Annotated in this window: 22 protein-coding genes and 1 pseudogene; 14 read left to right on the top strand and 9 right to left on the bottom strand. The window is 56.4% G+C overall.

From position 1 onward, the window contains the following. Positions 1–72: 72 nt before the first annotated feature. On the top strand, positions 73–1,230 hold the full coding sequence (locus DMO26_RS27875; protein WP_162895080.1) for an RHE_PE00001 family protein: 1,158 nt from the start codon (positions 73–75) through the stop codon (positions 1,228–1,230). 114 nt (positions 1,231–1,344) lie between these two features. Here DMO26_RS27875 and DMO26_RS27870 read toward each other — a convergent pair whose 3' ends face one another. The 4 genes from DMO26_RS27870 to DMO26_RS27855 form a co-directional block, all read right to left on the bottom strand. Further along, positions 1,345–2,412: a hypothetical protein gene (locus tag DMO26_RS27870; RefSeq protein ID WP_117195583.1), complete on the bottom strand. Its 1,068-nt coding sequence runs from the start codon at positions 2,410–2,412 to the stop codon at positions 1,345–1,347. Between the two features lie 177 nt (positions 2,413–2,589). Continuing rightward, complete coding sequence (locus DMO26_RS27865; RefSeq protein WP_117195582.1) at positions 2,590–3,198, bottom strand: DUF2026 family protein; 609 nt, start codon at positions 3,196–3,198, stop codon at positions 2,590–2,592. 66 nt (positions 3,199–3,264) lie between these two features. Beyond that, positions 3,265–4,143: a hypothetical protein gene (locus DMO26_RS27860; RefSeq protein ID WP_117195581.1), complete on the bottom strand. Its 879-nt coding sequence runs from the start codon at positions 4,141–4,143 to the stop codon at positions 3,265–3,267. Beyond that, positions 4,143–5,777 carry an AAA family ATPase gene (locus tag DMO26_RS27855; protein WP_117195580.1) on the bottom strand — a complete coding sequence of 545 codons (1,635 nt, stop codon included), beginning with the start codon at positions 5,775–5,777 and terminating at the stop codon, positions 4,143–4,145. Before DMO26_RS27855 ends, DMO26_RS27860 begins: the two co-directional genes overlap by 1 nt. A 214-nt stretch (positions 5,778–5,991) precedes the next feature. On the opposite strand from DMO26_RS27855, the gene DMO26_RS27850 reads away from it, so the two are divergent. The 5 genes from DMO26_RS27850 (at position 5,992) to DMO26_RS27830 (ending at position 13,293) form a co-directional block, all read left to right on the top strand. After that, complete coding sequence (locus DMO26_RS27850; protein ID WP_117195579.1) at positions 5,992–6,618, top strand: hypothetical protein; 627 nt, start codon at positions 5,992–5,994, stop codon at positions 6,616–6,618. 108 nt (positions 6,619–6,726) lie between these two features. Continuing rightward, positions 6,727–8,661 carry an ATP-dependent nuclease gene (locus DMO26_RS27845; protein WP_117195578.1) on the top strand — a complete coding sequence of 645 codons (1,935 nt, stop codon included), beginning with the start codon at positions 6,727–6,729 and terminating at the stop codon, positions 8,659–8,661. 2 nt (positions 8,662–8,663) lie between these two features. Next, a complete protein-coding gene (locus tag DMO26_RS27840; protein WP_117195577.1) occupies positions 8,664–10,637 on the top strand; it encodes a UvrD-helicase domain-containing protein in 1,974 nt (657 codons plus the stop codon). A gap of 57 nt (positions 10,638–10,694) precedes the next feature. Beyond that, positions 10,695–11,921: a phosphoribosyltransferase-like protein gene (locus DMO26_RS35200; protein WP_117195576.1), complete on the top strand. Its 1,227-nt coding sequence runs from the start codon at positions 10,695–10,697 to the stop codon at positions 11,919–11,921. 31 nt (positions 11,922–11,952) lie between these two features. Continuing rightward, on the top strand, positions 11,953–13,293 hold the full coding sequence (locus DMO26_RS27830) for a reverse transcriptase family protein (RefSeq protein WP_117195575.1): 1,341 nt from the start codon (positions 11,953–11,955) through the stop codon (positions 13,291–13,293). Between the two features lie 86 nt (positions 13,294–13,379). On the opposite strand, the gene DMO26_RS27825 is transcribed toward DMO26_RS27830, so the two are convergent. Beyond that, positions 13,380–15,860: a S8 family peptidase gene (locus tag DMO26_RS27825; protein ID WP_117195574.1), complete on the bottom strand. Its 2,481-nt coding sequence runs from the start codon at positions 15,858–15,860 to the stop codon at positions 13,380–13,382. Between the two features lie 3 nt (positions 15,861–15,863). Continuing rightward, a complete protein-coding gene (locus tag DMO26_RS27820) occupies positions 15,864–16,874 on the bottom strand; it encodes an AAA family ATPase (protein ID WP_226951442.1) in 1,011 nt (336 codons plus the stop codon). Positions 16,875–17,086: 212 nt separating this feature from the next. Between DMO26_RS27820 and DMO26_RS33895 the strand changes: the two genes are divergently transcribed. Next, positions 17,087–17,335 carry a hypothetical protein gene (locus DMO26_RS33895; protein WP_162895079.1) on the top strand — a complete coding sequence of 83 codons (249 nt, stop codon included), beginning with the start codon at positions 17,087–17,089 and terminating at the stop codon, positions 17,333–17,335. 196 nt (positions 17,336–17,531) lie between these two features. On the opposite strand, the gene DMO26_RS27815 is transcribed toward DMO26_RS33895, so the two are convergent. Beyond that, complete coding sequence (locus DMO26_RS27815; protein WP_117195573.1) at positions 17,532–18,140, bottom strand: TetR/AcrR family transcriptional regulator; 609 nt, start codon at positions 18,138–18,140, stop codon at positions 17,532–17,534. Between the two features lie 73 nt (positions 18,141–18,213). Between DMO26_RS27815 and bdcA the strand changes: the two genes are divergently transcribed. Then, complete coding sequence (gene bdcA, locus DMO26_RS27810; protein WP_117195572.1) at positions 18,214–18,927, top strand: SDR family oxidoreductase; 714 nt, start codon at positions 18,214–18,216, stop codon at positions 18,925–18,927. A 179-nt stretch (positions 18,928–19,106) separates the two neighbouring features. On the opposite strand, the gene DMO26_RS27805 is transcribed toward bdcA, so the two are convergent. Further along, positions 19,107–19,466, bottom strand: a complete 360-nt coding sequence (locus tag DMO26_RS27805; RefSeq protein ID WP_226951441.1) for an SDR family NAD(P)-dependent oxidoreductase — start codon at positions 19,464–19,466, stop codon at positions 19,107–19,109. Between the two features lie 46 nt (positions 19,467–19,512). Here DMO26_RS27805 and DMO26_RS27800 point away from each other — a divergent pair, with 46 nt between their 5' ends. The 5 genes and pseudogenes from DMO26_RS27800 to DMO26_RS27780 all read left to right on the top strand — a co-directional run bounded on the left by DMO26_RS27800 (position 19,513) and on the right by DMO26_RS27780 (position 23,838). Next, positions 19,513–19,893: a winged helix-turn-helix transcriptional regulator gene (locus DMO26_RS27800; RefSeq protein ID WP_117195571.1), complete on the top strand. Its 381-nt coding sequence runs from the start codon at positions 19,513–19,515 to the stop codon at positions 19,891–19,893. A 9-nt stretch (positions 19,894–19,902) separates the two neighbouring features. Further along, on the top strand, positions 19,903–20,586 hold the full coding sequence (locus DMO26_RS27795; RefSeq protein WP_226951440.1) for a TetR/AcrR family transcriptional regulator: 684 nt from the start codon (positions 19,903–19,905) through the stop codon (positions 20,584–20,586). A gap of 79 nt (positions 20,587–20,665) precedes the next feature. Continuing rightward, positions 20,666–22,083: pseudogene (locus DMO26_RS27790) on the top strand (MFS transporter). Between the two features lie 128 nt (positions 22,084–22,211). Next, positions 22,212–22,967 carry an SDR family oxidoreductase gene (locus DMO26_RS27785; RefSeq protein ID WP_113079476.1) on the top strand — a complete coding sequence of 252 codons (756 nt, stop codon included), beginning with the start codon at positions 22,212–22,214 and terminating at the stop codon, positions 22,965–22,967. Between the two features lie 181 nt (positions 22,968–23,148). After that, positions 23,149–23,838 carry an aspartate/glutamate racemase family protein gene (locus DMO26_RS27780; protein ID WP_117195569.1) on the top strand — a complete coding sequence of 230 codons (690 nt, stop codon included), beginning with the start codon at positions 23,149–23,151 and terminating at the stop codon, positions 23,836–23,838. A 70-nt stretch (positions 23,839–23,908) separates the two neighbouring features. On the opposite strand, the gene DMO26_RS27775 is transcribed toward DMO26_RS27780, so the two are convergent. After that, positions 23,909–24,835: an AraC family transcriptional regulator gene (locus DMO26_RS27775; RefSeq protein WP_404947091.1), complete on the bottom strand. Its 927-nt coding sequence runs from the start codon at positions 24,833–24,835 to the stop codon at positions 23,909–23,911. A 76-nt stretch (positions 24,836–24,911) separates the two neighbouring features. On the opposite strand from DMO26_RS27775, the gene DMO26_RS27770 reads away from it, so the two are divergent. Next, on the top strand, positions 24,912–25,739 hold the full coding sequence (locus tag DMO26_RS27770; RefSeq protein ID WP_117195567.1) for an oxidoreductase: 828 nt from the start codon (positions 24,912–24,914) through the stop codon (positions 25,737–25,739). Positions 25,740–25,793 lie beyond the last annotated feature (54 nt).

Below are 25,793 nucleotides of genomic sequence, written 5' to 3'. Positions count from 1 at the left end.
ACGCCAACTCGCGGCCGTACCATGTGAGGAATAATAATTTAGATATAGAGTTCGTTTAGCAAATCATTTACCATGATTTCAATGGCTTACGATCTAACGAAAATCAGCATGACAGCCCTGATGCGGCCGACTTTTGACGCCGGCGTCGCTCTGACCCGTCTCGACGAGCGCATTGCCCGATCGTCGGTCGGCGCCGGCTTCCTCGAGCGCCAGAATTTCGCCGACGCCTGCGCCTCGCTGTGGATCGACGGCGAGCTCGTCCATCTCGAAGACCTCGTTCTCCACGACGCCTTTCGCGATACCCGCACCCCAACCCACGAACTCACCATCGCCCGCGACGTGCTGCGCACCCGCCGGCGGATTTCTGGCCAATTGCCGGATTGGGCCCTGTCCGCAGAGGGTATCAGAACACTGCGACAGACGTCGGACACCGGTGTGGGCGGCGCCGAAGCTGCGGCACCCGCCGGCGTCGCCCAGATCGCGGTTGCCGTCGATGCGGAAGGGGAGGGGAGAGACAGCGATGAAGCCAAAGATCTCCCCGGCGTCGACCTCGCGGCCATCGATGCGACACTGGCCCGATCGTCCGCCGCCATCGAGGACGCAACGCGGCCCAGCCGCGCCGGCGGCCGCGCGACGGCCAGCCGTCCGGAAAAAGATCCGATGATCTATGATCTCGACTGGGACGAGGATGCCCGGCTCGACGAATGGCGCGGCGTGCTGCACCAGGTGGAAAACTTGCCAGCGGCGCTGCAGGCGATCATCGCCCTTGACGCCTGGAACGAACTCTCTGTTCTGCAGCATGCGCCCTGGCTCGGCCGGCTATTCTGCGCTTCCATCCTTCGTGAAGCCGGCATCACCACCGGCGCCCATCTTGCTGCGGTCAATCTCGGCCTCAAAACCATTCCCGTCGATCGGCGCCGGCATCGCGACCGGGAAACCCGGCTGCTCGCCATCGCACAAGGGCTTTTGGCGGCCGCCGAGATCGGTATGAAAGAGCATGACCGGTTGACGCTGGCGCGCACGCTCATGGAGCGAAAGTTGGAGGGACGGCGGACGTCCTCAAAATTGCCGGAGCTGGTCGAGCTGGTGATCGCAAAGCCGCTGGTGTCGGCAGGCATGGTGGCGAAAACGCTCGAGGTCACGCCGCAGGCGGCGCGGCGGATCGTTTTGGAGCTCGGCCTCAGGGAGATGACGGGGAGGGGGAGGTTTCGAGCATGGGGGATCGTCTGATCCGGTGCGATACGGTTATGAAAAAGCGACGGAGCTCAGGTTAGTGTCTTTCATGACCAGTAGGCGCGAGCGCCTACGACATCGGGCTCCGGGAGCATATCTCTCCCTTCTGCATCAGACATCAGACGGATTGGGGTCTACTATGTTTGCAGCAAGATAGTCGATCATTTCGGACGACTGTGTGCCTTTGCGGAAACGCTTCTGCTCCTCGAAATCAAGGGAAGGTAGCATATTCGTCATTTGGCCGACTCTGTAGAGTTGCTCGACATCATCGGGGTTTAGTCCGCCAGCATTCAATCCGGACTTGTTGCTTGCCATCTCCAGTGCTGCGCCGATCATCACGTCGGCAATCTGCACAGCGTGGCTTGCTTTCGAGTCCACCTGAGTGACTTCCCGGAGCTTTAGGGGGAATTTCATTGTGGAGATTTCCGTTGGTCGGAACTCGATATCACGGTCATGGTCGATGAAACGCCGGATCAGAGGATGATATGTCAGCAGGTTCTTGGATTGATCGTGCTCAATGCGATAGGGCCCGGTCGTCATCATTTCGAGCCGCGTGATCATAGAATGAAGAACAACCATCGCTGCGTCTGTGTTGACATCTGGATTAGCGATCGCATCCCAACATTCTGGAGATGCATATTTGGCGAGCGGACCTAGAAGCTCGGGGTATTCCTGCCAGCGCAAATTCCGGGCAGCGGAGATCAACCGGATCCTGGCTACGGGACTTTTCGCCTTCACGGCCAGCTGGAATGCTAGCAACAATTCATCGAATTCGGCTTCACCGAGTAGCGTAGGCCCTGTGAGGTAAAGAAGTGATGCTGCAGCATAGTTTCCGCCATCGGCGTAAAGGTCAAATCCTCGCTCATAATAATACGGCTCCACGCCGTAATCGACGAAGAACAAGGTCAAAAGGTAGCGCTTGTCCACGATCGATGTTGTGCAGTCGAAGTGTGCATGGATGTCACGCAGGAGGCCGAGCAAACGCGGATGATTTGCGGGCCTTCGAGAAAGAGCTCGATACTTAAGCTCTGAGGCTTGCAGCGTTGGAAAATGCTCCCTTATGAGTCTTTCAGCTTCATCATTATCAATGGCAACTGCAGACGCGCCTTGAAAGCGCTGATCGGCGTTGAGCAAATCAAACCCCGTATAGCCGCCCTCATCGATGCGAAAACACTTCATCCCTAAGCCCTATACAATGATCCGGCTACCTTTTCGCCCGATATCCGGTTTGAACAGGATGTCGAAGGACAGAGGACGGCTTCCTCTCTATCTCCTAAGTTCCTCGTTTGCCGAGACAATCGGTAGCCACGCGATAGTTGAGGACTGGGGTTGTAGGCTCTGATCTCATCAATAGGCTCACCACGAACCAGCGAGAGGGTTGCCAACCAAGGGTACTGGTTTGAGGTTCCCTTTCTGGTCTCCCACCGAAATCGAGGGAAGCATCTGCTTGGGAGATCGACGAAACCACTTCACCGCGATGCTGGCGAGGTCCCCGATCATCGGCAGCTCCTGCCAATCCGCAAACCGGCCGGCCGTCGCTTCAGGCTCCGATTGGTAAAAGAAGGAGCCCGAATGGTTGAGATCATTGATCGACGACGCCATTGCCGAAATGGGTCGTTGGAACATTTTTGACGGCACGCCAAGCGGACTGGCCGTCTCTGAAAAAGCAGGGGCCATGAAATCGATCGCCCAGCCGTCGGCCTCGATCCAGCAATGGAAGCTTTCACCGGCGCCGGTGACATAACCGTCCTCGCGGTGATCAGCAAAAAGGAGCATCGATCCACCAAGATTGTAGGCGGCGAGACCGCCTTTGGGCACCGCTTTGATCTTGTAGTGGTGCTCGAGGATGAAGGCGCCGAAGGTGCTGAAGTACATACAGGCATATGCGGGATTGCCGCCTTCGTTGACAACGAGGCTGTTAATGACCCGGTAGATCCTGTGATAGTCCGTTTGTTTGATAAGCATGGTAACGGTGCTTTCAGCGCTCGTTTGGGCTAGACGTTAGGTCTTCAGGGGCGAGTTTCCAGCTGTCTACGTCGCCACGGCAATCACCGGGTCCCCGACGTCGCGACCGGCTGCTGACAGTCTCGGGAACAGCCAGGCTATGACTGCAGGATCGAGCAAGCCCTGTGCGAACATCGACTCCCAGTTGTTGAGAGAACCCTGAGCATAGTCACGCGCCGCTCGATGCTCGCAGATAGCCGCGATCAATTCAGCTTGGTTCGCAGGAATGAAGTCCAGGGACCCGACGATTTTTCGCGGCGCGCGCACGAACTTGACCCATTGGTTTCTCAGCCAGTTTAGCGCGCCGGTCCGCTTGATCACATTATCCAGGTGGTATTCGATCGCGGGCCTATCCGGGTGGGTAAGGGCGACCAGGATTTCGAGGTCTACGATCACGGTTGCATCCATGCCGGAAAACTTCGCTGCGTAAAGACGTTCGTCCATGCACGCGTCATAGTATGGATGGAGGATGCGCGCTCCCACGGCATTGCCCTTATAGTTCTGGCCACGCTTCAGGTTGCAATCACATGCCGGGACCAGATTCTTGGAGAAGACCGCAAATGCCGGATGATCTTCCTTTGGCAGAACGTGGTCCAGCGTGTGAGCATGCAAGGAGCCACACATCGAACATGGTAGTGCAAGATTGTCCTCGCGGATGTCATCGATAGGGCGGTGGCTGGTGGGCAAATCTTTGTAGTGTTTGCGCAGCCATTTATCCAATGGATCCGGGATCGGGACATGCACGACCGCCTGTGCGTTCCCCGAGACGCTGTCATACTGCACATAGCCGGCCTTCAGGGCTTGCCGGAATGCCTGTAGGCCCGGATAACTTCCAAGCCTGTGGTTGTCGACAAGTGCGTCGACGCCTGCGATGTCATCGAAAATCGGAAAAGGGAGTTTGCGCATCAGCCGGAAATCTTGGCCCGAAGTTCGTTCAGGAATTCCAGGGACAACTCATTGCTATATTTTTCGAGGACCTCATCCCAGGTCATCCCCGATGACTGGATGTTTCTCTCCAACTCCTGCGCGAGATACGAAGGCTCGTCTTCTCCAAAGACGAAGTAGGAAATTTCTCCGACGTCTGCACCGAACGTCGCCAGGCGCGGTCTCTGGACTTCGATACGTCTGTCGGCGTCAGCCCTCAGGATCGAGATCTGCTCCCTGAAAACCTCTCGTAGAAAATAGGCAGAGTGCGTGGCGATGATGGCTGCGGACCCGGTCTGGGCCAGAAGGCTGTCCAGGATCGAAACGAAGCGCGCTATGAAGTTCGGGTGCAGATGGGTCTCGGGCTCGTCGAAGAGAAGAAGCGAGCTATTGTCGATTTCCAAGCTAACATAGGCCGCAAACTTGAGGAACGAGATTTCCCCGCTACTCAGGCGAAGCGCATTGCCATCGGAGAGACGGACCGGATCGCGCCGGGTGTTCAGCGACGCAAACCGTCGGAGTTTTTCCTGTTCGCCGCCTCGGTTCAATGAGCGCAATGGAATGATGCCGTCGTTTGTCCAGACACAGATGGATTTCGGGTCCCCCAGCGCTTCGAGTGCATTGAGGAAAATCTGCCATCGGCTGCGATCCTTGATCGCCTGGTTCGACCGGGCGACGCTGACGATCGCGCTGATCAGACCGCCGGCTTTTCGAGTCGGGGTGGATCGCGCCAGGGCATAACGTGAATAGCGAACATATTGCCGGCGTCGCGCCGTGCCCGGGAAGATAGAGAGCGCCTCTTTCGTTGGGGCAAATGCCAGCATTCGATTGAACTGAGCCCGCTCCCCCGTTTGTGGATCAATCAGGCCGCCGCCTTTTATGGCCTGCTTCGCGATAGTGCTAAGCGCCTGACTTTTCCCAACACCATTCTTCCCGATGATGATCGCCATCCGCTTTGGCAAGAAGCCGGTATGGTCGAAGTTGAATCTGAGCTCGTGCTTGTTTTCAAAAGCCGTCAGTTTGAACGACACGGCGATTGTCGGCGACATTCGACCAATTTCTTCATGGCCGAGACCTCGCAGGATCGGTCCTGCGTTCTTGTAGGCAAAAAAAGCTTCGGCGGTTCGCGTCAAGGAATATTGGAATACCGCAGTGTTCGGTGCGTCGCGCACAATCGGAGAGTTTGCGGAAAACTCACCCAGAGCGACGAGATCGCAAGTCTTCAGCAGGACTTCGCGGGCTCCAGCGACGTCTGCGTCGGCAACGAGCCGGCGATAGGCATCGAGGTCGGGTAGTAACGTAAAGAATTTCGGGAGGTCATCCTCGGGGACGACCGCTTTGTCCCGAGCCGCACTCTTGATGAGATCAGCTCCATTCACCTCCTCATTGGAGCTTTGGAGAAAGCCAATCATGCCGGAAAATTCGGCTATCAGGCGAGCAGAGTCCCGGCGAACGAACACATTGATCCGCGTCTTGAAGCGGAAATCGTCGAAACTGTCTCCTGACGGGGTGATGAGGATAGTATTGTTCTCGATCGATCGGGCGTCGGAGGGCGTCTGTGAAGAGAAAAAGAGCTTGAACTGTTCTGTCGGAGTGTCCGAAGGCGAGACCGTCATATGTTTTCCACGTCATTTTCGCGGAATCCACTGATTGCTCGCGTGGCATACATGATACGTATTTTGGTCATGCAAGCAAACTGGCCTCGCCCGATGGTAGCATCATTGTGCACAGGGTTCGGGGCATCGAACGGCGGCGCTGAGCAGCTACGGTAGTTTCGCCACATGTTATGAGTTCGCGCCGTTTGGAGACTTGATCTCGGGAGACTAGAAAATGCAGTTCGAAAAGGCCGTGGCGCGCTCATTTTCCGTCGTCGACCGAGCTTTGCGTCGCTCATTCCCGACCGACTATCACAAGCGATGCATGTACGCGGCATTTGGGATGCAGACGCTGCTGTCAGATTATGGGCACGAAGCTTCAATCCAGGGCGGCGACGCAGTCACCTTTATGGTGTCTAGATCTGGCCAACAAGCAGGCATGCAAGGTTTCGCAAATGCGGCTGAAGGGCACGCGCATTACTGGGTCGTTGCGGCTGGACGGCTGATTGATATCGGTCCGCACTATTTGCCGCAGGATTCGAGTTTTCCCGCAGCTGACGTCCCGTTGATCTGCTGGGATCTTGCCGGGGCTCTACCTCCTTTTTTGCGCTATCGAGTCCTTGAGGATTTCGGTGCTTTTACGGCTTTGGTTACGACCGAGGAGATCCATGAACGGATGGAAGCGTTCATCGGGCAGTGCCGCAGCAAAGCTAGGAACCTCGTTGGCCAGCCCAAATTGCCGACGTGGTTGCTGACAAACCTAGAGACGGTTGCACGAAGCGCTGGCCAGGGTGATGTCTGGGCAAAAGGGGCTGTTCGCTTCGCCTCGATGCCCGGGGTTGAGAAGAGCTTACCGTTCTAGATGCATTCGCCGAGATGACTGCAATTTTCGGTGTCCAATTGACGCTATCTCTTTTCAAAAAGTTGCAAACGAGGAACTAATAGTAGGTGTGAGTCGTGAGGGCATTCAGTGTTCATCTCAGAAATTTTTGCACAGGGCTTTCGATGCTTCGAGCCCGCCTCGCCATTGCAGCTGAAACTCACGCCAGGCCTCAACATTCTTGTCGGTCCCAACGACGCCGGGAAAAGTGCAATTATCGATGCGGTCCGATACGCTCTCTGGACACGTGGAGATGACTATCTCCGTCCCGATGAGCTGGACTTCTACGTCGATGCCGCAGGCGTCCGAACCGCAGAATTTACAATCACCTGCACGTTCGATGCGCTTACGCCGGACGAGGAATCCCGGTTCCTCGAGTGGTGCACAAACGAGAGGGGAAAACTCCGTCTCCATATCTGTATCCGCAGCACACGACGCCTCTCACCAGGTGGGGGCAGCATTATCACAACGCAACATCGAGCCGGTAAGGATGGCGAAGGCCTACCGATCGACGGAGAGGTGCGCGAATATCTAAAGGCGACATACCTGAAGCCTCTTCGGGATGCCGAGCGCGAACTGAGGGCTGGTCGTCGGTCCCGCCTTTCGCGCATCTTAGGCGCCATGCCGCAGATGGGGCCCGAAAGCAAGCCGGGTGCTGTGGGTGGAAAATTGACGTTGCTTGATACGCTCAAAGCAGCCGACAAGGATGTGCGCGACAATACGGCTGTCCGCGGCATAGCGAGTAACGTTAATACCGACTTCCTCGACAAGCTTTCGTTTGCCGATGATCCCCTTGTCGCTACTCTGGACCTTGGCGCGCATGGCTCATTCGACCAGGTGCTTGAGCGCTTCGAACTTTACCTCAATGCCAAAGTTGGTGGGGGGCGCGTTCAACGTGGACTTGGCTACAACAATCTTCTCTTTATGGCCGCCGAATTACTGCTTCTGCAGTCCCATCCTGATCAAATTCCTTTCTTGCTGATCGAGGAACCTGAAGCGCATCTCCACCCACAGCATCAGACGCTCTTTATGGAGGTCCTTTCAGAGCGCACGGCGGTTGGTGCCGGCGAGGCGCAGAAGCAGGTTCAGGTTCTGTTGACGACACACAGCCCCCAATTGGCAGCGGGCGCAGATCTCGAGACGATGACCATTATGGTCGGCCATCAAGCCTTCCCCTTGGCTGCCGCCTACACTCGTCTCGATCTTAGCGATTATGAATTCCTCCGGCGCTTTCTTGATGCGACCAAAGCCAATCTCTTTTTTGCTCGCGCGCTAATCGTCGTTGAAGGGGATGGTGAGAACCTCCTCTTGCCAGCGCTGGCAGAAAAACTGGGGCGTCCGCTCAGTCGCCATGGCGTCTCGATCGTCAACATCGGTCATAGGGGGCTTTTCCGGTACAGTCGTATTCTACAGCGCAAGGCCGGGCCAGCCGTGGGAATTCCGGTCGCGTTGATACCTGACCGTGATATTCCGCCAAAGGAGGCCAAGGTGTTGGTCGGCGAACGGAAGACCGAAGACGAGCTGGACGCAGATGCAATCTCGGCACGCATGAAAACGCTACGCCGCGATGTTGGCGACCCGGTTGACGCTTTCATTGCAGACTGCTGGACCCTTGAGTTCGATTTGGCATTGCAACCGCTTCTGGCTGAAAGCGTCTATCAGGCCGTCCTGCTTGCGAAGTCTACGTCGCGTCGGCCTGAATGGCGGAAGAGGATTGTTGAGACCGCGAGTGAGCAGCTTCAGCGGTGGAAAGACGATGGTCTCTCCGATTTGGAAATCGCGGTAAAAATCTACGATCCTGTATTCAACGGCAATGCATCAAAAGCTGAGGTCGCCGAAGAACTGGCGGCCATCATTCGGGCCCGACCGGAAACACCAGCCGAAATGCGTGACCGGCTGCCCCCATATCTCGTCCGTGCCATCGATTTCGTTACCCAACCGTATGAGGTTGGAAAGCCGCCATTTGCGGACGTCGCCGAGGAGGATGACCTGCCCGAACTTGATCCAGTCGCGGAGACCTTGTAGCCGTGCTGGAAATCGTGCCAATTACCCCCGAACTTCTTGCCGAGCTTGGCGCCGAGCTCGGTGGCTGCGACTTCACGGACAAGGCCCGTTCGGACTTTCTTGCAAGCATGGCCTCCTGTGACGTGCAGGCGGCACCCGGCAATGGGAAAACTACGCTGCTGACGGCCAAGCTAGCTCTGCTCTCGCGAAGCTGGGACAGCCGAAGCCAAGGCGTGTGCATTATTTCTCACACGAATGCGGCTCGTACTGAGGTTGAGCAGCAGATTTCGCGCCACCCGACAGCTTCGCAACTTATGGCGTATCCTCATTTTACCGGCACTGTGACGGCATTCGTGAACCAGTTCCTGGCATTACCCTATTTGCACGGACTTGGATGGCTGATCCGGCGCATCGATGACGACGTCTTTGCTGCGGAAGCGGCTCGAGCAATGCCTTACTATTGGGAGCTGAGAGCACAGGCAAAGAAAGCCGCTGCGACGGTAGACTCGTGGGTCAGGGGTTTAGATCTAGATGTAGATTTCGTCACTGGTTCCGAATTGCCTGAATCGCTCGCAGTGCATCGCAGGAAAGGGCAACACGGCGCCGACACAGACTGCGGAAAGGCGCTTGCCAGGCTCAAAGCATCCATGGTGAAGAAAGGAATTTATCGATATTCCGATATGACTACCCTCGCGTTGCGTGCTCTCAAAGAGAACCCGAAAATTGCAGAGCGGCTGCGCCATCGCTTCCCTCTTGTGATCCTGGATGAAGCACAAGACACGAACGGTAAGCAATTGAAGCTTTTGGAGCACTTGTTCGCCGATGGAGGCTCGGCTTTTCAGCGTCTCGGCGATAGCAATCAGACCCTATATCAAGACGATGCCCCGGTGGCATCCTACTGGACACCAGGTGCTAATTGCATTCCTTTTGACGAAAGTCGCCGGTTCGGACAGCCGATCGCTGACTTTGCGAGCAGGCTGACCACCACGATTCCCCAAAAAATTCAGAGCGTTGACGATAAGCGTACGCTGATGGTTGTCATTGTCTTCGACGAAAAGACGATTGGCGGGGTGCTGTCCGCCTTCGCAGACGAAGCCAGGGCTCATTGGCCCGAGACCTTTTCGGAAAAAGAGATCTGGGCGGTAGCGTCACGGCATAATGTCACCGGGAAGGTCAAGGGACCCTGGCACCCAAAGAGCCTCGTTGATTATTATCCCCCTTATCGCAGTGAAGCCGGGACGGCTAAAGAGGCAAATCTGCTTTGCAGACAGCTTCAGAAAGCGGCACTCCTTCACGCGGCTGCTCGTCCACCGTCCGAAGTTATGGATATTTTTTGTGGTGCTATCGCCGAGCTTTCGCGGCTTCGCGGTTGGACCGGTTCAAACGGGGGGCCGATCACGGCAAGAAACCTTTGGGTGACCCTTGGCCGGCGCGAAGGCGAACTCCCTCGAAAAATAAGATTGCTTCTTCACAAGCACATATTGGTTGGCAACGCTGCTTGGGAGGAGGTCGCTTGGAAGCAATTCTGCGGAACGTTGGTTGCCATGTTTGACTCAGGCGATGGACAGGCCGTTCCGGGGGAGGTGTCCGACTATTGTGGTTTCGTCAGGGGTAAAGAGGCGGATGTGGTGGAGCCAGCTAGGCAGGCAACGAAGCAGGTCACAATATCGCAAGCAACCATCCGTCTCGGCTCTATCCATTCGGTTAAAGGGAAGACGGTCGACGGTATCTTGGTCATGGAAAGCGAGGTCTGGAAAGGGCACGCAAAAGGCCAATCATGCCTTGATCTGGCAACCGTCTTGCCGACAGCGTTCGGAGTTGAAGGGGCCGCGCCATTATCCGAAATAGGGTTGGCCGCGGCCACGAATGTCTTCGTCGCGGTGACACGACCTCGGGAACTCTTGTGCCTTGCGCTAAGGAAGTCGGAGTTCGTTGCGCTTGCGGAGATCGCACAAAAACAAGGATGGAAGGTCGTAGACCTCGCAAAGGGTGCCTAATATCGTAATCGTAACGAGCGATGACGATCGGCCTTTTGGATACCGGGATTGGGATAAATGAGTGCATTATCAGGACTGGCCTCGTCGCAGGAATGGTTGAAGCAGTTCAAGGCAGAGGATCGCGATGTTGCGCGAATGGTGCTCGACGAGGTTCAACTTGTTTCCTCGCGGAAGTTCAGTGATGGAATTATCGAGCTCATTGATGAGATTGCAGCAGAGAGACCGGACAAGGATCGGAAAATCGCGCTTTACTCGGAAAGGCCGATGAAACTAGCGTGGGGAGATGTTCCTGCATTCTTCCCTAACTCTCGGCACGGTCGAGCTGAGGGTCCGGGCGTCCCCCCGATTGTCGTCAATCCGAAAGACCAGGAGGTTGGCAGCGAAGGCATAGTCGCACAGCTGATAACGGCTTATTGCCGCGCGAATCCACGGGTTGCATTGTCGCACCCTGGACCAACTAAGCTGCGAAAGGATCGAGTGAGCCACATTGTGCTGGTAACCGATCTTATAGGTTCGGGCGATCGCATCTATAGGATGCTCGAATCATTTGGGCATGTGGCGACCCTTCGGAGCTGGCAATCGTACGGACTGATCAAGTTTATCGTCGTCGCTTATGCCTCAACGGACACCGGTCTGCGGCGCCTTCAGACTATGCCTCTGCCTCACGAGGTTCGGTCGGTGGTGAGTTCCGCGACCCTTTACACAGCCTTCAGAGGGGCGAGACGCGAGCTAGCTTACAGCCTCTGTCGAAAATATCCGCCCGCAAGGCGCGGCGATCCCTTTGGATGGAAAGGTGGTGGAACTCTTATTTCGTTCTCTCATGGTTGCCCCAATAACGCACCTGCTATCCTGTGGACCAGAGCGAACTCATGGAAACCAATATTTCCAGGTCGTACTGTTCTGGCCGCGCAAGAAGCTTTCGCTATTGATGACGATGATTTGCTGAGGGAGCGAGCGGAGCGCATACTCAAAGCTGCGACCGCGCGAGAACGATTAGATGCACCAGACGGTCGGCTTTGGCTTTCCACCATGGCGATTTTGGCGGCGAGCGAAGATGGAGCGCGCGGTGCGAGGGAAGTCTCCGCGAGGTTGGGGATACCGCTTCGCGAAGCGGGCTTGCAACTAACGTTCTGTCGGACAGCAGGTTGGATCGCGGGTAAAGGGCGACTTACCGTCTTAGGCCGGCTGGAGCTTAAGCGATTGAGAAGGCGGTTACGTCCTAAAACAGTATTCCCCTCGGATACGAATCCATTCTACTATCCGAGTCAGCTGAGGGCTCCATGACAGCGATTAGGAATGCGCCGCGGAAGCGGCGATGGGCACCACGGGTGTCCAGAGCATCGGATTCTCGATGCTCGCTTCACGTAGCTTGTTTTTCATGCTGCGCACTGGCACGAGCCTTTACCGGCGGCGTCTTAGGTACGCCTCGCGCCAGTACCCACCGAATGGGGTCAAAGTAATGCAAGCATGGAGCCCTCAGCACTATCGCTACGAAGCAGAGCGTCACGGTGTTCAGGATGAGACAATTGACAATGCTATAGCCCGCATAGAGCTGATTGTAGCGAACAACGCCAATGTCACTCCTGTTCTCACTTTGCGTCATTTGAGCGCAATGTCGGGAGTCGAATATGGTTTTCTTCGCTCGGTGATCTCACGTTCGATGATGCGGAAAAAGTATCGCGTTTTTTCTTTGAGAAAAAACGTACCGGGTCGCACTCGATATCGGTTGATTTGCGTGCCGAATGAAGAGCTAAAGACCGTACAAGATTGGATTGTAAGGAATATCCTGCGCCATACGCGGTCGCATCCAGCTAGCTACGCCTACCATCCAAAGTCACGTCCGGAGTTTGCAGCGAAAGCTCACTGCGGCTGTGACTATCTTTTGAAAGTTGATATTCAGGATTTTTTCAACAGAGTAACTGAGGGCAAGATTACTCGCATATTCCGTGATCTTGGCTTTTCGGACCTTGTTTCCTTCGAGTTAGCCCGCCTTACCACCGTGACAGCGCAAGGCATGGAGCTCCCGGAGGGCCTCTCTGAACGTCGATGGCCTGCCATCCCTGCTTACCAATCAAGATATGAGGGCTTTCTCCCGCAGGGAGCTCCGACAAGCCCAATGTTGTCTAATTTGGCAATGCTCGCCTTAGACGAAAAACTTCAGGAGTTGGCAAGCTCGGAAGGCATATCCTATACTCGCTATGCCGATGATCTAACGTTCTCAGCTCGAAAGCCTCATGACTTCGAATCAATAAAGCGATTTAAGCGGAAAGTCCTTACTGAACTCAATGCAGCGGGATTTCGGCCGAACCTACGGAAGACCCATATCCGTGGCCCAGGAATGCGGAGGATTGTTTTGGGAATGCTTGTGGATGGCCAAAGACCTCGTCTTACGAAGGAGTTCAAAGACGATCTGCGCCAGCACCTCCATTATCTGACTTCAGATGATCATGGCCCGGCTACCCATGCGCAAGCTAATAAGACCTCTATAGGTGGAATGTTTCATATAGTTCGTGGAAAAATTGGATGGGCTACGCGCGTAGAGCCCGAGTATGGCAGGAAATGCCTTATCCAATTTCGAACTATCAAATGGCCTCCTATTGAACGCGCCAAGTCAGGAACAATTTCGCTGGATTTCGATATGATCGATGAACCATAGGTTTCACGCGATAAGATAGTCAGCGCATTATTCGGACCGGACGGGCGAAGTGCTTTGCCTCATCCCAGGTGTCAATGATGCCGAGACTAGACCAGGATATCTGTTTCGGCTGCAATCGTCGTCTCAATGCGAGACTTCGCGGCGATTACGCCAGTGTAGAGGTCAACCTCGACTCCTGGAGCTTTCAACGTCACGACCAACGAATAGCGTGTCTTACGATTGACGATATCCTTGGCGGCTCGATTGCGCCACCAACCTACAACTGGCTTCACACACAGCAGCTCACGGCTCAACAGCTCGATTGCGGGCCCAGACCAGACGTCGCAGTGCAGGGAGCCTGCCGAAATACTGCCCGGGCCAAACATCCATCTGGCGTCGTCGGCATGAATTGGTGCCCGCGCACCATCCTCGCGCTCTGCGGCATTGACCCGCTGCTTGAAGCGTTCGGCAAGCTCGCCCCGGCGCTGTAGGTCGAAGCGCAGCCCGAAGGACTGGTAGCGCTGTGGATCGACATTGGCCGAGAACCCTGGATTGGGATCCACGAAGTACGACAGCGTGACCTTGAGCTCGACTACGGCGTTCTGCAGATCCTCCAAGATCGCAGCTGGAAGCGGGAGTTGGTAATAGTGGCACTCGTTGAATTCTCGCTGACCTTTCAGACGAAACGGCTGGATAGCGGCCTGAGCGACCAGCGCCAGATGGTCCTGCGCCGAAGCCGACGCCCGGTCGAAATCAGGTACCCCATAGCCGAACCGCCTCATCAGCGGGTACCGGTCCTTCTTTCCGGCAGGACTGTTCAGCTGCTCAAGCATTGGTTCGGTCCATTCGGCGCTATGAATGACAAGCGCCCTGATGGTTTCCGGCCAATAGTTTGGGTGCTCGGCCGTGAGCTTTGCGACAATGCGCGCGGCTTGTGCGGTCGCAGCGCTAGTCGCCTGAAACGCGGTAACGGCGTTTGCGCCGGTTGTCGGCGATGTGGTTAGAAGTGATAGAGAATCTAGGCTGAGAACTTCTCGGCGGGCCGGGCTGAGTGCGCGATTACCGGCCTCCAGGACGACTTCCGGCTTGATTGGCGCGCGGGCGTGAGCCCATTTGACGCTCGTGCGGCTGTAAGGGCTGAGTTCTCCGGGGCCGGCAAGGCATGACCAATCTTCGTAGCCCACGTCGGAGATCTGATTGAGATCGGTGTATCCGCCGACGGTGATGGCGTTCCAAGCCTGACTCGGATCTTCCGCCGGGTAATCGTCCTGCCGGGAAATCCGAGCGTATTCAATCTCGGCTGGGACATTGCCGGCAGAAATGACGAATAACCTTTTCGGAGCCTCGTCGTCGTCTCCATTCATCGTGCCGGCCGCGGCTTGGTCGATCGCAGCGCTCCAAGTTGATGGGCGGGCACCGGAAACATTGTCGTTGGTCACCGCCATACAGAATATTCGGCTTCTCTCGGGTGCAGCGATCTCTGCCAGCGATACCGCGGTCTGGGTGATCACGCCGTAGGAGTGCGGATCGTTCGGGTCCATATCCTGCGGCGGCAAGAGCTTCACCGATTCCAGCCGATGGTTCAGCCGTCGCTCGGACCGATCGGATAGTGCGGCCGTCAAATCCCCGTGCAGGGCCAAGCCTGCCATAGCCGTGCCGTGGCTATGATGATCATCGACGCCCCAATCACGGTCGATTGCGTGCTGGTCGGCTGCAGCCAGGGCCGGCTCGATCAGCGAGTGGCCGCGATTGACTCCCGTATCCAAGACACAGACGGCAGGTACCTCGTTTCCAGGCCATATGATACGTCCGGCGAGATCGTCGACCCATTCGTTTTGGCTTTCCTGGGCGTCTTCAAGGAAGAACACCGGATTGTCGCTCGCGCGTCGAAGCTCGCTGACGACCCCGGTTGCGAAGGTCATCAACTCGATCGCTGCGCGGCGCGCGAGAATGGGGATCACAACCGCCTCCGGGAAATACAGCCGGCGATCGGCGGAGGCGGCACGCAGAGAGAGCCGGCGGCAAACGTCCTCAACGGCCGCTTCATTATCGCGATGCGCCCAGATAGCCCACCACATCAGATGCTGAGGGTTGTCGGGCAGAGCACTAGGGTCGTCGGTCCAGAAGACTTCAAGGCGTGCGCGCCTGATCTCCTCGATTTTCTCTACGCGACTGGCATTCGGGGGATTTCCCTTCGGGGAGAGGGGACCTGACAGATAATCATCGAGGATCTGCTGGATGGCTTCTCGCGCATTATCCGGAACATAGAGCGCCACCGTGCGCACGTTGTCGCGGTCCTTAGTCGCCCCTGGGCGTATGCCCTGCTTCTTCCATTCTAAAACGTCGGCACTGGCGCCGGCCCGCAATTCAACTTCGATGTATCCGCCTGCGGCAGGTTCCAGTCTAGGATCTGCACCCCTGAGTTCAGTAATTGCGGCGAGCGCGACATCCAGTTCGTGGCTGAGTTTGCGTCCATGCTCCGCACGGATGCGCGGGACGCTTGAACCACCGCTTCCTGTGCCGGTATAGGGGCTTGCGGTATGGAGCGCCGAAACATCAATGTGCGGAAGCGTGAATCGGCCTGCCATCGGTCAGTGTACACGCTTCTCATCGAGGAAAGCATCGCGCATCTCCCGACGCTGGTTAAGACGTTGCACGACGTCCTCAGTTGCAATCGTCCTCCGTTCGTCAAGGATCGCGGTCTTGACTGCATCATCGGCCGCGCGGACGATTTCGGATTGGCTGAGACCTTCGGCTGCCTTGACGATTTTCGTCCAGCCGAGCCTGGCCGATGACATCGGCTTGAGGTTGTGGACGATGATTTGCTTGATCTGGTCGGCCGTCGGCGCTTCAAACTCGAGGACGAGATCGTATCGACGCAACAGCGCTCGATCGAGAAGCGAGGGGTGATTGGTCGAACAAACAATGAGGCTGTCCGTCGAATTGCCCTCTTCCATGAACTGCAGGAATGAATTGAGGACTCGGCGCATTTCGGCGACATCGTTCGTCGACGTTCGATGCGCGCCAACAGCGTCGAATTCGTCAAAGAGGTAGACGCCGCGGCGCTTTGCGGTTTCGTCGAAAACTAGCCTGAGCTTTGCTGCGGTCTCGCCCATATATCGGGTAATGAGCCCTTCCAGCCGGATCACGTAATATGGCAGGTTGAGCTCGCCGGCCAGCGCTTCCGAGGACATCGTCTTGCCCGAACCGGGCGGCCCGACGAACAGAACGCGGCGATTAGGCGTGCGGCCATGTTCCCGCAGCCAGTCACGCTTCCTCTGCTGCCGGATCATATCTTTGAGATTGTCGAGCAATCCCGGCGCCAAAACCATGTCCTTCAGCTTGAAGCGTGGCTCGCGAAGCTCGAGAAGTCCTTCGAGGTCGCCTCGAGGCGCCCCGAGCGGAATGGCAACGCTTGCTCCTCGGGATTTGCGGGCCCGGGCCTTGTCAACCTCGGCTCGCATTTCATCAGCCGTAGTCCGGTGTCCCTGACGGGCTTCGGATGCGGCAATCTGGAGAGCAATCGAGAAAAACAAGTCGTCGTCGCCCTCAGCGCGACTTCGCAACATGGCAAGAATTTGCTTGGCGTTCGACACGGTCATTCTCTCTTCGTTGAGCCATCCTAATACAAAACCGGGCGGCAATATAAGGCGGGGGCGGAGGTCATCCACACTGGGATCGTGCGTTGGAAGCTACAATATTTCCTTACTACGTACGGCGCAGCTTCGTTCGTAGCGCAGGTAGACCTCCATTCAATTCGAGCTGTCCAAAGGTTCCCGACCACCGAAATCAGAACATATTAGGAACGCTAACCATGTTGCAAGCAAAGCTTTTTATCATTTGTAATCAGGCCTCCATGCAAACGGATGCACGGGTCGAAGGTTCGATTCCGTTCAAGAGCGATGAGCTGGTTCAAGATCAAATGAAAATACGTCGCCGCAGGGCGTGCGTGAGGAACTACCATTTTGCTCGGTCAGCGCTTGGACGCGCCGAACTGCTTTCCACACAGGCCGCGCCAACCGGTCTACCAAGTGAAGGCTCTCTTCTGGGCGGGCGTTGTTAAAGAAAGTGTGACTTGAACCGGACACCGCACGGCTCTTCCACTGAGGCGGTAGTAAAGAGCCACCCGAAACCGCAAACATTCATTTTTCTGGCGTAGATGGGCTGACTGACGGGAATCACCCCATCAACTCGCATTCTGGCTGACCGCAAACACTATAGGGCCGTGCAGCATCGCGGCACAGGAGCGCCAATAGCGCTCAGAAATTTTCCGCCTGTTGATCTGTCAGCTTTCCTGTCAACGCGGTCGCTGCTAGCGCCGCAATTTGGATCACGCGGGCAGATCCGTAGCCTTGACGAGCCGCAGCCGAGAGACCGCTCATGACGGTGACCATATAATCAGCCATCAACTCCGCGACGTCCGGGTGCGTCGCAGCAATAAACCGATAGATCGTGTTTCTTGCGGCAGAGGTCAGGATCAGAGCCGCCGTTCGCGCGTCCATATCGTTGCATTTTGTACCCTCGATGGCGAGGCACCCGCCGCTGCCACTGTTTGCCGTATATTTCTTGGCGGCATCCTTCAAAACTTCCGAAAGAGCCTCTGCCGCTGGCCGGCCAGGCTGTAGGATTTCCATGAGAGGGACGCCGTCAGTTTCAGAATAACGGTTGAGAGTTCGCTTGAATAACTCTGCTTTGCTTCCGTAAGCAGCATAGAAGCTCGGAGGGTTTATGCCCAAGGCCTCTGTGAGATCAGCTACCCCGACAGCATCGTATCCCTGCGCCAGAAACAGGCGCTGAGCTATCGCGACGCCCTCGTCGGGATCGAAGCGACGAGGCCTTCCTCTTCGACGGGCGATTTGTGTAGTCATGACTATTATATTCCTTGACGTCCGGTTGCTTTCATTTATGTAGTCGTCGATACATTAAATTAATGAGGAAGACATGGCAACTTTCGCAGGAAAATCCGCTCTCGTTCTTGGCGGAAGTAGGGGCATCGGAGCTGCAATCGTTCGGCGGCTCACCGCCGAAGGAGCAAAAGTTACTTTCACCTACGCCACATCAACAGAGGCGGCAGAGAAGCTGGCGCGTGAAACTGGCAGCGCTGCGGTGATGGCCGACAGCGCAGATCGGGATGCGGTCATCAGGGCCGTTCGTGAACAAGGACCGGTGGAAATCCTCGTGGTAAACGCGGGTGTTGGCGCGTGGGGCGATCCGTTGGAGCACGACCCCGATGTAATTGACCGCCTGATCCGCATTAACGTAGCTGCCCCTTATCACGCTTCAGTAGAGGCTGCACGCCAAATGCCGAATGGCGGAAGAATCATTTTGATTGGCTCAGTTAATGGCGACAGGATGCCCTTTCCGGGATTGGCTGCATACGCGATGAGTAAATCAGCCTTGCAGGGGATGGCGCGTGGATTGGCACGCGATTTCGGCCCGCGTGAGATTACGGTCAATGTTGTGCAGCCTGGGCCGACCGACACGGATCTCAACCCTGCTGACGGTCCAACGACGGATCTGCAGCATGCCGCGATGGCTATCAAACGCCACGGTCGCTCTGAGGATGTCGCGGGAATGGTAGCTTGGCTAGCTGGGCCTGAGGCCAGCTTTGTGACGGGCGCGATGCATACAATCGACGGCGGTTTTGGAGCCTGAGGAAGTGGCGAAAGGCTGGGGATTTGTCTCCAGTCACTTCCCACAGATATTGGATCATAAATAGTACTCAAAGCCTGCCGGGGAATTGCGGGCTAGCACGCCATTGCGACCATTTAGTTCAACTTCCGTCGAAATGGAGGTTGCCTCGTTAAAAACCCTTGAGTTTCGGACGCGTTCGGTCAAGCCCCGTCTACGATCTGCTCTCTTACACCAAGCGACTCAGGGTTTGTCGAGGTCCAATCCTCCGCAGGGGCAGATCCGCCGGCATTATTGACCAGGATGTCGATCGACCCTGCTGTAGCCTTGGAATCCCTAATAAGACGATCGACCTGATCCGACACTGTGAGGTCGCCGAATACCGCGAATGCCCGACCTCCAGAGGATATGATGTCATGCGCGACTTCCTCTGTTTTCATTCTGTCGCGACCGTGGACAAGAAAGGTTGCCCCTTCCTTCGCGAGGCCTCTGGCCACACCCTCGCCGATCCCCTTGCTGCTTCCCGTGACCAGTGCAACCTTGTTTTGGATTTGTAAGTCCATGATATTTCATCCGTGTTATCATCTCCTGCAGATATGAGGTTCGTTGATGAAGCAGGCAATTACGCACTTTAAAGTGCCTGGCGAGGACAGGGCGACGTGTCTCGGAGCCGACGGTTCCGTCTCTCATGTCAGCAGGGTGCTTCGGATGATCACAGGACGTTGGAAACAGCCGATCCTTTTCCGATTGTTCGCCGAACCATCATTGCGGGCATCGCAGTTCATGAGAGACATGCCTGGGATATCCCAGAAGATGCTAACGCAACATCTAAGGGAGTTGGAAATTGACGGCCTCATACGCCGACACGACTTTCAAGAGCAGCCTCCCCGAGTCGAATACTCGCTGAGTTCAACAGGCCGCGGGCTTATGCCGATTTTGATGTCAGTCAGGGAATTCTCTCGGGATTATCCTGGCAATCGGCGTGGCTAACTAACTTGGGTGCCGAACGCTTGGCGCATCATCCCGAAAATATCGCTTGTATTATGGACTGAATGGTTCCATATTCACTCCATGGTCAAGCGCACTCAAATATCCGCGTCCGTTGGTCGCCCCCGAGAATTTGAACTCGATGAAGCAGTTCGAAAAGCGATGCAGGTATTTTGGGATCGTGGATATCACGATGCATCACTTCCCGACCTGCTTGAGGGTATGGAGCTTTCCAGAGGCAGCTTTTATAAGGCTTTCGTCGACAAGCGAGGTATCTATCTGCGTGCCCTCGACGCTTACATCGAGGACGCCGTTCGCTCGGTCGGTGAAACGCTGCATTCCAATCCGTCGCCCAAAGCAGCAATTCGAGATGCTTTTTCTCAACAAGTGGATCAAGCCTCCGGAACGGAAGGTTTGCGTGGCTGCTTTGTCGTCTTTGCAGCTGTCGAAATGCTTCCAGAGGATAAAGAGGTCGCACCACGTATTTCCCGGCTGTTCAGACGTCTGCAAGATCTTTATGCGGCAGCGATCATAAGAGCCCAGGCCTTGGGCGAAATCGATCCAGGGCTGGATGAACGAACGCTCGCCAGGTTCCTCGTGTGTCAGGTCCAAGGTATGCGGGTCCTGGCCAAGGCAGGAGCGGATCGCGCTGAGACAAGGGCCATGGTCGAACTGGCGCTGAAGGCACTTGGCTGACCCCAATTTGGAACCAAAAAGTTCCAAATCCCTAACATTGCAAACCGTCGATCGATTTTTTGGTCGCTTGGAGACACTTATGAGAGAAACCAGCAATGCCAACGATAAACTCGATCCACGTCGATGGATGGCACTGCTCATCCTTTTGACAGGCGCCTTTTTGCCACCGCTCGACTTCTTCATTGTCAATGTGGCGCTGCCCTCAATCCAGGAGGATTTCAGGGCTTCTGCATCAACGATGCAGCTGATTATCTCCGGTTACGCCACTACCTATGCAGTGATGTTGATCACTGGGGGCAGACTTGGAGATCTCTATGGTCGACGAAATGTCTTTCTGGCTGGAATGGTCGGGTTTGCAGCCGCGTCTGCCTTATGCGGGTTTGCCTGGTCTCCAGCCGCGTTGGTCGCCGGCCGTATCCTTCAGGGGTTTGCAGCGGCAATTATGGCACCGCAAGCCTTGGCTTCCATCAATGCGATTTTCCCAGACCACGAAAAATCAAAGGCGCTCAGCTTTTATGCCCTGACATTCGGGGTGGCATCGATGGTTGGTTTGCTTCTCGGTGGAGCGCTAATCGCACTGAATATCTTTGGCCTCGGATGGAGGGCCATTTTCCTGATCAACCTCCCGGTGATTGCGATCGCTGCGCCGCTGGCCTCCTTCATGTTGCGCGAAACCCGCTCGGAACACCCAACCAATCTTGATTTGGGCGGAGCCTTGCTGATAGCGCTTGCGCTTTTTGCCCTGATCGCGCCGCTTATCGAGGGCCGGGAGCGGGGGTGGCCAATCTGGTTGCTTCTGATGCTCTGTGCTTCACCGCTGCTTTTCGTCTTGTTCTGGCGGCATGAGCGAAACGTCGAGACAGCGGGCGGAAATCCTATCCTTGAACCAAGCCTGCTGAACGTCTCGGGGTTGAAGCGCGGGTTGGCAGCTGCCTTCTCCTTCTACTCTCTGGCGGCATTCTGGCTCGTATTCTCGGTTTATCAACAGAGCGGCCTTGGCCGCACGCCCTTTGAAGCCGGGCTCGCCATCCTACCTGCCGCAGCCGGTTTGTCCTTGGCCCCTTTGCAAGCGAGCGCGTCCTCCGCTTCTTTGGAAGATACTCCGCTGCCATTGGCATGGGGCTGCAAGCAGGCGGCCTGTTTGCAACGGCCGCCCTCATCTCAAGTGATCATGCCCAGTTCCTCTCTCTAGCGCTCTTTCTCATTGGAGCGGGGCAGGGGATCGCGCTTCCAAACCTTTTGAAAAGCGTCGTGCAGCGCGTCGCCAGACCGCAATCGGGACTGGCCTCCGGTCTCGTCAATTCCACACTTCAGATTGGCGGCGCATTCGCGGTTGCACTCATTGGCGGGTTGTTCTTCTTGAATTTGGGGTCTGCAACCGATGCCAGATCCATCGGCCGGGCATATAGCGTGGCAGCAATCGCAATCGCACTCTGTCTTCTCGTCGCAGGATGGCTTTCCGCCGGCCTTCCGTCGAACAAGGCGGTGCGGCGATAAGCACGCGCATTGACGAGCTCAATGACTAACGCTGCATTGACGGCTTGATCATTCCCGCCTCCACGTCGGTCCCCACAAGAGGACCATTTCTCACAGCTTGAAACAGAACTATTTCGGAGTAAACCGCCATGAACAACATCCATGATCTTCCTCTTTCGGGTAAGAGCGCGCTTGTTACCGGTGCAGCGCGCGGGATCGGCGCGGCCATCGCGCTGAAGCTGGCTAAAGATGGTGCCGACGTTGCGATCACCTATGAGAAGTCGGCCGAAAAAGCCGAAGCTCTCGCCGCCGAGATCAGAACTATGGGCCGCAAAGCTGTGGCCATTCAGGCCGATGCAGCAAGCACAGCCGCCGCTACGGCTACCGTCGAGCGGACCGTCGCTGAACTTGGCGGCCTCGACATTCTCGTTAACAATGCCGGCGTCCTCTTCGCAGGAGATTTCGCGGTACAGCCACTTGGGGAAATCGACCTGCAACTGAACGTCAATGTTCGCGGCGTGTTTCTGATCACCCAGGCAGCGCTGAAATACATCCCGAATGGCGGCCGTATCATCAGCACCGGAAGCAATGCGGGTCTGGCGGTTCCATTTGCAGGAATCGCGGTTTATGCGGCGACCAAATCAGCGCTGGAAAGCTTCACGCGCGGCCTAGCGCGTGAACTGGGTCCGAGGGAGATTACCGTCAATCTGGTCCGACCGGGGCCGATCGACACTGAGATGAACCCTGCCGACGGAGCTCTCGCGCCTGCCATCCTGCCAAAACTGTCGATCGCCCGGTATGGCAGAACCAGGGAAGTGGCAGAGGCCGTCGCTTTCCTCGCTGGTCCCGGTGCAGCCTATATCACCGGCTCGGGCATTCTTGTCGACGGCGGCATAAGCGCCTGAGCATTGGCCCGAGGCGGCGGACCGTACGCCTCTTGCAACGCGTTCTATTCAACAGCACCGAAAAAAGGTGGAGAAACATGGAATACACACGCGTTGGAACCGCCAGCCTCGAGATTTCGCGCCTCTGCCCTGGATGCATACTTTTGGGCGAACCTGAAACAGATGGAACCGGAGAGAGCATTTGAAGACCATCGGCATACTTGGCGGAATGTCCGCCGCCTCGACGCAGATTTATTATCGTGAACTCTGCAGGCTCACCCGCGAGACCCTGGGAGGACTTCATTCTCCTGAGCTTCTCATACGATCCGTCGACTTTGATGAAATCGAAAGGTTGCAGGTGTCTTCCAATTGGGACGCGGCGGCAGATATCCTGAATGAGAAAGCCATTGCTTTGGAGCGTGGAGGCGCCGAGCTCCTCATCCTGGCGACGAACACCATGCACAAGGTGGCGGACAGGATCCTGGCCGGGGTGTCGATCCCGTTCGTACACATCGCGGACGCCACGGCGACGGCGATCCTCGACGGCGGCTTTCGCAAGCCGGGCCTGATGGCGACCGCCTTCACGATGGAGCAGAACTTCTATACCGACCGCCTGACTGCCAGGGGACTGTTGCCGACAATTCCTGAAGCCGGAGATCGAGCGGAGACCCATCGCATCATCTACAACGAGCTGTGTCGTGACGTCGTAACCAAGGAAAGCCGTTTGGCGTACGAGTTGATTGCGCAGCGACTGATCGGTCAAGGCTGCGACTGTCTTATTCTTGGTTGCACGGAGGTGGGCATGCTGTTGAACCAGGATAATGTCGCCGTCCCTGTCTTCGATACGACCCTCATTCACTGTGAAGCGGCTCTCAGGGCGGCGCTGGATTGATGTGCTGCCGGTTGTGGGCTCGGCGGTTATCTCGTAGGAGGCGCCTGGGTTCAGGTGTTGGCAAATGGGGTTAACCCTGTTCTCCAAGGTGCTGTTGGACCCACTTCACCTCTTCCGATGCGGTACGACCGAAATGCCGTCTGAAATCGCGGCTGAATTGAGCGGGACTGACATAACCGACCGATGCAGCCACGGCAGCAATGGTCCCGCTTTGGCGCGCGATCATCAGTCTCGCCTCGTGGAGTCGCATCGCCTTCACGTATTGCATTGGACTTGAGCCGGTCAGGTTTTTGAAGTGAACGTGGTACGAAGGGACGCTCATGCCCACGCTTTTGGCAAGATCCGCGACAGTGATGTCAGAACCATAGTTCTCGCGAAGCCACGCTACGCTTTCGACCAGTTTTCCGGACGTCCCTTTTCGCTGAAGGGCCGCGATCATCGCGCCGCCTTGCGGGCCGACCATGACGCGGTAGTGCAATTCGCGCAGGATGGAGCTTCCGATCACAGCGACCTCGACCGGGCTTTGGAGCGCCTCGACCAGGCGCAGCAGCACGTCCTGGATGCTGCGGTCCATCCTGCTGGAGAATAGCCCTTTCGGCGTGGCGCGCGGAGAACCTGCATGTTGTTCGACCTGCATGGCGATTTCTGCCGCCACCTGCATGTCGAACTCGAGATAGATCGCCAGCAACGGCCTCTGCTGACTGGCTTTGGAAGTCATCCTGAAGGGAACGGGTACCGAAACGGCAAGATAGTGATCCTCATCGTAAAGGTAGGCTTCCCCATTCAAGATGCCGTGCTTGCTTCCCTGTAATACGAAGACTGCCCCCGGCCTATAGAGAACCGGCACGTCGTTGAGGACTGCTTCAGTGCGCAGAATACGGACACAACCGATCGCCGTCTGATTGTAGCCGAGACGGGGAGCAAGTTGGCCGGCCAGGGCGACAAGCCGGTCATGGCCGACGGACGGTTCTTCATAAATCATAGGATTTGGCAAAATAACGAGAGGATTCGCAATCGAGCTGAGAGAGCCACCAGATTATCTGTCAGCATGCATAAATCAAGGAGTTTCGAAAATGTCGAGTAAAACGTTTTTTATAACGGGTGTAAGTTCGGGTTTCGGGTTGGCGATCGCCACTGCCGCTATTGACGCCGGTCACAAGGTTATCGGCACCATCCGCTCTGAGGCCTCGCGCAAAGCCTTGGCGGACACTCTTCCGACACTACATCCGGTTCTTTGCGACGTCACCGAATTCGACCGAATCCCGGACGTCGTCCGACAAGTCGAGGAAGAACACGGTTCAGTCGACGTCCTAATCAACAATGCAGGATACGGGCATGAGGGTATACTTGAGGAATCGCCGATCGAGGAGATGCGCCGCCAGTTCGATGTGAATGTGTTTGGCGCAGTTGCAGTCGCCAAGGCGTTTCTCCCGAGGTTCCGCGAGCGCCGAAGCGGCTTTATCGTCAACGTCACGTCGATGGGCGGCATGATCACCATGCCCGGCATCGCCTATTACTGCGGCAGCAAGTTCGCACTCCAGGGCATCTCCGAGGTCATGCGGTCGGAAATGGCGCCGTTTGGTGTGCACGTAACAACCCTTTGCCCCGGCTCGTTTCGGACGGACTGGGCAGGCCGTTCTATGGTCCGCACAGAGCGTTCCATTGCTGACTATGATACCCTGTTTGATCCGATCCGCGAGGCGCGTCAGGCAGTGAGCGGCAAGCAGCTCGGAAATCCGCAAAAGCTCGCCGACGCGGTTCTAACCCTCATCGAATCTGACAATCCCCCGCCGCAACTTCTCCTTGGCAGCGATGCTCTCAAGCACGTGACGGCGCGGATCGACCGTCTGAAACAGGAAATCGAAGCGTGGACCGATCTGAGCCTGTCCACCGACGGCTGACATAAAGCGGAATTTTATTCTTGACCGTCTGCCTACTAGAAGGTAGACAAAGCA

It is taken from the genome of Rhizobium terrae, from assembly GCF_003425685.1.
In the GTDB taxonomy this organism is placed as follows: domain Bacteria; phylum Pseudomonadota; class Alphaproteobacteria; order Rhizobiales; family Rhizobiaceae; genus Neorhizobium; species Neorhizobium terrae.
The sequence above is the reverse complement of the archived record's forward strand: the minus strand, read 5'-3'. Positions and strand labels throughout refer to the sequence as shown.

Coding starts and splice junctions, on each gene's coding strand:
- DMO26_RS27875 (WP_162895080.1), top strand. CDS start 73: ATGATTTCAATGGCTTACGATCTAACGAAAATCAGCATGACAGCCCTG.
- DMO26_RS27870 (WP_117195583.1), bottom strand. CDS start 2,412: ATGAAGTGTTTTCGCATCGATGAGGGCGGCTATACGGGGTTTGATTTG.
- DMO26_RS27865 (WP_117195582.1), bottom strand. CDS start 3,198: ATGCTTATCAAACAAACGGACTATCACAGGATCTACCGGGTCATTAAC.
- DMO26_RS27860 (WP_117195581.1), bottom strand. CDS start 4,143: ATGCGCAAACTCCCTTTTCCGATTTTCGATGACATCGCAGGCGTCGAC.
- DMO26_RS27855 (WP_117195580.1), bottom strand. CDS start 5,777: ATGACGGTCTCGCCTTCGGACACTCCGACAGAACAGTTCAAGCTCTTT.
- DMO26_RS27850 (WP_117195579.1), top strand. CDS start 5,992: ATGCAGTTCGAAAAGGCCGTGGCGCGCTCATTTTCCGTCGTCGACCGA.
- DMO26_RS35200 (WP_117195576.1), top strand. CDS start 10,695: ATGAGTGCATTATCAGGACTGGCCTCGTCGCAGGAATGGTTGAAGCAG.
- DMO26_RS27830 (WP_117195575.1), top strand. CDS start 11,953: ATGGGCACCACGGGTGTCCAGAGCATCGGATTCTCGATGCTCGCTTCA.
- DMO26_RS27825 (WP_117195574.1), bottom strand. CDS start 15,860: ATGGCAGGCCGATTCACGCTTCCGCACATTGATGTTTCGGCGCTCCAT.
- DMO26_RS27820 (WP_226951442.1), bottom strand. CDS start 16,874: ATGACCGTGTCGAACGCCAAGCAAATTCTTGCCATGTTGCGAAGTCGC.
- DMO26_RS33895 (WP_162895079.1), top strand. CDS start 17,087: ATGTTGCAAGCAAAGCTTTTTATCATTTGTAATCAGGCCTCCATGCAA.
- DMO26_RS27815 (WP_117195573.1), bottom strand. CDS start 18,140: ATGACTACACAAATCGCCCGTCGAAGAGGAAGGCCTCGTCGCTTCGAT.
- bdcA (WP_117195572.1), top strand. CDS start 18,214: ATGGCAACTTTCGCAGGAAAATCCGCTCTCGTTCTTGGCGGAAGTAGG.
- DMO26_RS27805 (WP_226951441.1), bottom strand. CDS start 19,466: ATGGACTTACAAATCCAAAACAAGGTTGCACTGGTCACGGGAAGCAGC.
- DMO26_RS27800 (WP_117195571.1), top strand. CDS start 19,513: ATGAAGCAGGCAATTACGCACTTTAAAGTGCCTGGCGAGGACAGGGCG.
- DMO26_RS27785 (WP_113079476.1), top strand. CDS start 22,212: ATGAACAACATCCATGATCTTCCTCTTTCGGGTAAGAGCGCGCTTGTT.
- DMO26_RS27770 (WP_117195567.1), top strand. CDS start 24,912: ATGTCGAGTAAAACGTTTTTTATAACGGGTGTAAGTTCGGGTTTCGGG.